The following is a 7,372-nucleotide window of genomic DNA, read 5'->3' as shown; positions in this document are numbered from 1 at the left end:
ATCTTCCAGCTGCCCTTGGCCAGCTCCAGCGCCACCGTCAACATCCCATTCAGCGTAAAATCGTTCTCGTGAGTCGGTTGCATGTCGTTCTCCTCGATTTGTTGGTCGCACTTCAAATTCTAAGGATAGCTTTTGCAACTGGCTCACCCCTTCATAGGATCTACCGTCCTTTATAGAGAACCGTAGGGTGGGTAGAGCGAAGCGAAACCCACCAGCCCCCCCCTACCCCTCATCCGCCGTCACAATCCGGTTACGCCCCTGGACCTTGGCCGCATACAAGGCCTTGTCCGCCCGGCGGAAGGTATCGTCTGCCGTCTCGCCCTCGCTGCACGAGGCCACCCCGGCCGACGTGGAAACGGCAATGTCCCCGGTCAGCGTCGACCACGGATAGGCCAGCACAGCGTCGCGGATGCGCCCGAGCGGCACCTGCGCGGCTTGCGCGCCGATGCCTTTCAAAATGAGCACGAATTCATCGCCGCCATAACGCGCGACATAGTCCACCACCCGCATTTCCCGCTGCACGATGCCCGCGAAGGCCTTGATCACCGCATCCCCCGTTGCATGGCCGAAGCGGTCGTTCACGGTCTTGAAATTGTCGAGGTCGAAGACGGCGACGCTGAAAGGCACGCGGGTACGCTTGAATGCCTGGTATTCCGCCTCCAGCCTGTCGTTCAGGTCGCGCCGGTTGCCCACGCCCGTGAGCTCGTCGTGCGCCGCAAGCTGGCGGAGTTTCTGCAGCGTGCTCTCCAGTTCTTGCGTGCGCTGCTCGACCAGCTTTTCCAATGACGTGCGGTAACGCTCCAGCTCCCGCTCCTGCCGCTTGCGGGCCGTCACATCGCGCACGATGGCCACCAGCAGGTCTTCCCTGTCCATGCGGAACAGCGCAAACGATCCCTCGACATCGAGGATTTCACCCCAGCGGTTGCGCAGCTGCGTTTCCATCGTCATCGACTCTTGCGCGAGCAGGGTGTCGATCATCCGCAGGCGGTGTCCGGCATGTACCCACAGGTCGATATCGGCAGAGGCGCGGCCGATGACTTCTTCCCGGCGGTAACCGATCAGTTTCTGGAAGCCGGGATTGACGTCGATGAAGACGCCGGTGTGCAGATTGGAAAAGGTGGCGTAGTCCGGCATGGCGTGGAAGACGCGCCGGTATTTTTCAAGTTCGACGGAGTCGGGATTCGAGTCGGAATTCAATCGCGCAGTGGTCTCTTCCATGCCTGCCCTTCCACGGGGCGGATAAGGTACATACCTTATTCTATCGAAATTCTATTTCCCCGTGGAAATTTTTACGGCTAATACAGCGTGTAGAAAACCAGCCTGCCTTGCGCGGCATCGAAGTACAGTGCGTGCCAGGGGATGGAGACCAGGGCTTCGTTTTTCTTGCGCGCCAGCACCACGTAACGCAGCTGGTGCGTCAGGATGTCCACCATCAGGTGGTCCACGGTGCCGATCCGTTCGCCGTGCGCGGTCACGACCGGGCAGCCGAACAGCAGGTCGGCCGTGCTGGAGTCGTTGGCGGACAGCCGTGCAAAGCGCGGGGGCCCGCCTCTCGGTCTTCCGGGCCGCGCCCGGCTTCCACCCAATATACGTTGCATGCTCGTTCCGTCCGTTTGCGCCGGTTCAGGTTTGTGGAGAAGTCCAGCTCACGCGGCGCGAACCTGCCGCGCCAAGCGCGCCGCCGCCGATGCCGATGGCCAGTGCCAGCGCAACGGCGAGGAAGACTACCCATGCCGCCGTGCCGGCGCGCTGCACCGCGTTTTCAGTTGTCTGCCGTCCTTGCGGGGAGGCCGCCTGCGGCGAGCCTGTGATGATCAGTGCCTGGTCCACGATGGCGGCTGCGCGCGTCTGGTCGACGCCGAGCCGGCCGGTGAGCAGCTGGATCGCCGGCTCGCGCTGTCCCGCCTGCACCATTTGCCGGAACTGCTGCATGGAGGCGGCATCGAGCTTGGCGCCCTGCGACTGCATCATGGCCGCGATCGGTCCGGCCGCTCCGCCCTGGACGCCGGCCTGTGCCAGCTGTCCCATGTTGTTGAACACGCCGCTCATCAGCGTGCCGCCCACCGAAGAGGCCAGGACCGCGAACAGGATGGTGGTCACCGCCCACGACACGGCGCCATGCAGCACGCCGTCGGCCTTGCGCTTGAGCCCGGACATGCGCGCGGCGACATAGCCGCCGACGAATGCGGCGACCAGCATGCTCAAGCCTGCCCAGATCAGCGGGCCGGTGCCCACGCCCTCGCCCTGCGCGACCTCGGTCATAGACAGCCCGGTCGCAATGCCCAGCAGGGTCAGCGCAAGCTGCACGGAGATGCCGACGGCGACGCCGGCCAGGATCGCACCCCAGCGAATCGCCGGGAACGTCGCCCGGCGCATGTTGTAATTGACGGCCTCCTCATGCCGCAGCGCATCGCCTCGCGGGGAATGCGGTTCATTGATCGCCATGTTCTTTACTCCTGTCACAACGTATCCGTGGACGGGGCACCTCCCGTTCGGGCCCACCGATGGACGAAACGCAACAACCGTGCCCGGCGCGCGGCAACGGGCTCGCGCGGCGACGGCAACAATGTCGCGTAAAGATTGCACACATGCCTGTAAAAAAATCAGGCAGCCGACTGCACTTCCTCCACGCTGTCCATCCTGGCTTTCATGCGCCGCAGAAACTCGCGCCGCACGCGCCACTGCTTCGATGGCGTGACCTTGATCCGGCAGCGCAGCCCGACCGCCGCATCCTCCACCTTCTCCACGCCGGCCATGTCGATACCCTCGAGGATCAGCGGGCCGACCGCCGGATCGCCGCGCATGTCTTCCACCACCTGCTCCATCACGCGGAACACGCGGTCCAGGTTTTCCTTGCGCGGCACGTTGATGTCGATGACGGCGTAGGCGTAATCACGGCTGCGGTTCGTCACCGTGGTGATCATGCTGTTGGGAATGAAGTGCACGCTGCCGTCGTAATCGCGGATGCGGATGTGCCGTAGCGTCACGCGCTCCACGTAGCCGCTCTTGCCGGCGGCCTCGATGTTGTCGCCCTCGCTAACCTGTCCCTCGATCAGCAGGAACAACCCTGTAAAGAAATCCTTCACCAGGCTCTGCGCGCCAAAGCCGATGGCGATACCTGCCACGCCGGCGGTGGCAAGGATGGGCGCGATCGAGATGCCGACGGTGCCCAGGGTGGCCATGATGCCCACCGCCACGATCACGATGTTGGCCGTGTAGCGGAACACGTTCATCAGCGTTTCGACGCGGCGCGCATCGCGCATCTGGTCGGCGCGTCCGATGATGTAGGTTTTCAGGAGCCGCAGCACGCGCCGGATCATGCGCAGCACGACCCAGGCCAGCACCCAGATCGTGAGGATGCGCAGCCACGGCCATGCCGCATCGAGCACCTGCCTCCATTCGTTTGCATCCATCTTTTTCTCTCCCAAAAATGAAAAGTGCAGGCGCACGCGCCTGCACTTCGGTCGGGCAAGGCCCCGCCCCGCCGTCGATCAGCGGAAGCGTTCGACGATCACGCCGTTGTCGAGCCGGACCCGGTCGCCTACCTGCACGCCCGGCGCCACTTCCTGCGCCAGGGTCTGCACCGCGCCGTTGTCCATGCGGACTGCCACGCGGTACACCTGTCCGGCACTGGCGCGGTTCTGCTCCATCTGGTGGCCGACGACACCGCCGCCGACCGCGCCTGCAACCGTCGCCGCCTTGCGTCCGGAGCCGCTGCCGACCTGGTTGCCGAGCACGCCGCCGACGACCGCGCCGGCCACCGTGCCCAGGCCGATGCCGCCCGCCTGCTCGCGCGGGATCACATCGATCGCCTGCACCACGCCGTAGCCCGTCGCGCTGCTGGTCGTGGTGGTGGTGGGGATGGTGCTGGCGCTGGTGGTCGTGGTGGTGGCCGGGTAAGTCGCGGAAGAGGATGTCTGGTTGGGGGAACTACCGCATGCCGCAAGCGCGATGACGGACGCGCCGAGCAGAGTCAGTTTCGCTTTATCAGTCCACATGTTGATCTCCTTATTCGATTGACCTTTGTTTTTCCTGCGCAAGTCGCCACCTCGCCGCGGGGAAAGATGACGGCCATGCGCCGGCTCCGTCCGGCAAGGGATGCAGGTCTCGTGCCAGAAACACAAGCGGTCGCTGTCCGCGCGCTTATTGCAAACGCCGCCGCAGTTTTTACATGCGGCTGTATTTGTTACTTGCCTGCGGCGCGAATTTGTCTGAGGAACATCAAACCTTCACCCGCAAAGCAAGGAGATGCCAATAATTCAACGACTAGGTACATGGTTTGCTTTGGATGCAAGGCAGCACTTTTCACCCACCGAAGAAACCACAAAATCATGCGAAAAATTGCCCTTATCAGCGAACACGCATCTCCCCTCGCCTTGATCGGCAGCACTGACAGCGGCGGGCAGAATGTGTACGTCGCTCAGCTCGCCAGGCAACTGGCGAGGCTCGGCTACCTGGTCGACATCTTCACCAGGCGCGACTCGGAATTCCAGGAACAAGTGGTGGACTGGGTTCCGGGCGTGCGTGTCGTCCACGTGCCTGCCGGCCCGGCGCACTATGTTCCAAAGGAAGCGATGCTGCCGTTCATGGAACAGTTCGGCCGCTTCGTGATCCGTTTTGCGCGACGGCAAAAGCTGCCCTACGACCTCATGCATGCGAACTTCTTCATGTCCGGCATGGTGGCGCGGCAGGTCAGGAAGACTCTGGGCATTCCTTTCGTCATGACCTTCCATGCGCTCGGCCGCGTGCGCAGGCTGAACCAGAAGGAGGCGGACGCCTTCCCGGACATCCGCTTCGCCATCGAGGAGAGGCTGATGCAGGAAGCCGACCGCATCATCGCCGAATGCCCGCAAGACCAGTCCGACATGGAACAGCTGTACGGCGCCCCGAGCGACCGCATCGACATCGTTCCCTGCGGCTTCGACCCCGACGAGTTCTGGCCCGTCACGCTGGACGCGCGCCAGCAGCTCGGGCTCGGACAGGATGAATTCATCGTGCTGCAACTGGGCCGCATGGTGCCGCGCAAGGGCGTCGACAACGTGATCCGCGCCGTGGCCATCCTCAAGCACCAATACCAGGTGCCCGTGCGCCTGCTGGTGGTCGGCGGCAATGCCGAGCAGCCGGACCCGATCGCAACGCCCGAACTCGGACGGCTGATGGCGCTGGCGCAGTCGCTGAACGTGTCGGAGACAATCACCTTCACCGGCCAGCGCCGGCGCGAGCAGCTGCGCTATTACTACAGCGCGGCCAATGTGTTCGTCACCACGCCCTGGTACGAGCCCTTCGGCATCACGCCGGTCGAGGCGATGGCCTGCGGCACGCCGGTCGTGGGCACTGCCGTCGGCGGCATCAAGACCACCGTGGTCGATGGCGAGACCGGCCTGCTGGTGCCGCCCAATGCGCCGGAAATCCTCGCCGAAAAACTCGTCTGGCTCCACCGCCATCCGCACGTCGCGCAGCGCATGGGCTGGGCCGGCATGCGGCGCGCCTACCAGCACTTCACCTGGCGCAATGTCGCGTCCCATATCGCCAGCGTCTACGAAAGCGTGCTCGAACCGGCGACCAGCTACGCCATGCAGCCGCTGGCGGCGTCCGGTGAAGTGAGCTTGCGCAGCTGACCGCGCCGCGCGGCGTTTTTTCGACCGCGAATGCCGTTTTCGTCAAGGAGGACGGCATGGCGCGGACTTACGCTGTGTGCGGACACCTATCGACATTTTCGAACTGATGGAGAGGGAATTTTGAACAAGACAAGCGTATCGAGCTATGTACCGAACCCGGCGGAAGCCGAACTGTTCGCCGGCAAGACCATCCTCGTCACCGGCGGCGCCAGCGGACTCGGCGCCGCGCTGTGCCATGTGCTGTCGAGCTGCGGCGCCAACGTCGTGGTGGGCGACCTGAACCTGGACCGCGCGCAGACCGTCGCCTCGCTGCTCGAAGCCTCGGCCGGCAAGACGCACGCGATCGGCTTCAACGTCGGCGATCCGGTGGCCGCGGAGCGCGCCATCGACGAGACCGTGAGCCGCTTCGGCCGCATCGACGTACTGCTCAACAATGCCGGCACCGATGTCACGCAGTCCATCGAGGAACTGTCCTACAGCGACTGGGACCGCGTGATCCGCACCAACCTCTACGGTCCCTTCCTGCTGTCGAAGTACGCGGCGCGCCACATGAAGGATGGCGGTCACATCGTGAACATCGCCTCTACCGCCGCCAAGCGCGCCTGGCCCAATGCCTCGGCCTACCATGCCAGCAAGTGGGGCCTGCTCGGCCTGTCGCATGCGCTGCACGCGGAACTGCGCCCGAAGAAGATCAAGGTCACGGCCGTGCTGGCCGGCGGCATGCGCACGCCCTTCCTGCTGGACCGCTTCCCCGATATCGACACCGCCACGCTGCAGGACCCGGTGAACGTCGCCGTCGCCGTGAAGTCCGTCCTGCTCCTGCCCGAGCAGACGGTCATCCCGGAAGTCATGGTGCTGCCGATGCAGGAGACGTCCTGGCCATGATCGCCTGACGGCCCGACAACAGCATGCGCGCCATTTTCCTGGACAAGGACGGCACACTCGTCGAGAACGTGCCCTACAACATCGACCCGGCCCTGGTCGAACTGACCTGGCATGCAGGCCAGGGCCTGCAGATTCTGCGCCAGCTTGGTTACGCGCTGTTCGTCGTGACCAACCAGGCGGGCGTGGCAAAGGGCTTGTTCACCGAGTGTGCGCTCGGGCCGGTGGAACACCGTATCGCCGAACAGCTCGCGCAGTACGGCGTGACGCTGGACGGCTTCTACTATTGCCCGCACAGCCCCGACGGGGTGGTGAGCCGCTACGCGATCCCCTGCACTTGCCGCAAGCCGATGCCGGGCATGCTGCTGCGCGCCGCGCGCGAGCACGGCGTCGACCTGTGGCAGTCATGGATGATCGGCGACATCCTGCATGACATCGAGGCCGGCCGCCGCGCCGGGTGCCGCACGGTGCTGATCGATAACGGCAACGAAACGGAATGGAAGATGTCGCCGCTGCGCACGCCGCACCTCACCGCTTCTGACCTGTATGCCGCCGCAACCATGATCGCCGAGGCCGATGCCCTGCGCCCCGGCAGCATGGGCGGAGCGGCCGCGTCATGACGGCCGCCGGCTGGCAACAGGCGAAACGGATCCTCTGCATACGCCTGGACTACATGGGCGACGTGCTGATGAGCACGCCCGCCATCCGCGCACTGAAGCAGTCGTTTCCCGGCAGTGAAATTACCCTTCTCACCTCATCCAGCGGCGCTGCCGTCGCAAGCTTCATCCCCGAGATCGACGACGTGATCGTCTACGCCGCGCCGTGGCTGAAAAGCAGTGCGGAACACCAGCCCGACGCCGATATGGAGATGA

General features: G+C 64.4%; 9 protein-coding genes. 4 read left to right on the top strand and 5 right to left on the bottom strand.

The features are described 5' to 3' along the window. Positions 1–222: 222 nt before the first annotated feature. From VFF99_RS14450 to VFF99_RS14430, 5 genes are all read right to left on the bottom strand, one after another. Positions 223–1,218: a sensor domain-containing diguanylate cyclase gene (locus VFF99_RS14450; RefSeq protein ID WP_325019047.1), complete on the bottom strand. Its 996-nt coding sequence runs from the start codon at positions 1,216–1,218 to the stop codon at positions 223–225. A 77-nt stretch (positions 1,219–1,295) separates the two neighbouring features. Beyond that, positions 1,296–1,598, bottom strand: a complete 303-nt coding sequence (locus tag VFF99_RS14445; RefSeq protein WP_325019045.1) for a PRC-barrel domain-containing protein — start codon at positions 1,596–1,598, stop codon at positions 1,296–1,298. Between the two features lie 25 nt (positions 1,599–1,623). Continuing rightward, positions 1,624–2,445, bottom strand: a complete 822-nt coding sequence (locus tag VFF99_RS14440) for a hypothetical protein (protein WP_325019044.1) — start codon at positions 2,443–2,445, stop codon at positions 1,624–1,626. Positions 2,446–2,603: 158 nt separating this feature from the next. Further along, complete coding sequence (locus VFF99_RS14435; protein WP_325019042.1) at positions 2,604–3,413, bottom strand: mechanosensitive ion channel family protein; 810 nt, start codon at positions 3,411–3,413, stop codon at positions 2,604–2,606. 78 nt (positions 3,414–3,491) lie between these two features. Then, positions 3,492–3,998 (bottom strand): glycine zipper 2TM domain-containing protein, encoded by a 507-nt coding sequence (locus VFF99_RS14430; protein ID WP_325019040.1) that lies wholly within the window; start codon positions 3,996–3,998, stop codon positions 3,492–3,494. Positions 3,999–4,331: 333 nt separating this feature from the next. Between VFF99_RS14430 and VFF99_RS14425 the strand changes: the two genes are divergently transcribed. The 4 genes from VFF99_RS14425 to VFF99_RS14410 all read left to right on the top strand — a co-directional run. Beyond that, positions 4,332–5,618 (top strand): glycosyltransferase family 1 protein, encoded by a 1,287-nt coding sequence (locus VFF99_RS14425; RefSeq protein WP_325019038.1) that lies wholly within the window; start codon positions 4,332–4,334, stop codon positions 5,616–5,618. 120 nt (positions 5,619–5,738) lie between these two features. Next, entirely contained in the window at positions 5,739–6,503 is a 765-nt protein-coding gene (locus tag VFF99_RS14420; protein WP_325019037.1) for an SDR family oxidoreductase, read from the top strand. A gap of 23 nt (positions 6,504–6,526) precedes the next feature. After that, complete coding sequence (locus VFF99_RS14415; RefSeq protein WP_325019035.1) at positions 6,527–7,120, top strand: HAD family hydrolase; 594 nt, start codon at positions 6,527–6,529, stop codon at positions 7,118–7,120. After that, positions 7,117–7,372, top strand: a 256-nt coding sequence (locus tag VFF99_RS14410) for a glycosyltransferase family 9 protein (protein ID WP_414691542.1), incomplete at its 3' end; no start/stop codon positions are given. The genes VFF99_RS14415 and VFF99_RS14410, both read left to right, overlap by 4 nt.

Origin of the sequence: Noviherbaspirillum sp. (genome assembly GCF_035654295.1) — a bacterium.
In the GTDB taxonomy this organism is placed as follows: domain Bacteria; phylum Pseudomonadota; class Gammaproteobacteria; order Burkholderiales; family Burkholderiaceae_D; genus Noviherbaspirillum.
The sequence above is the reverse complement of the archived record's forward strand: the minus strand, read 5'-3'. Positions and strand labels throughout refer to the sequence as shown.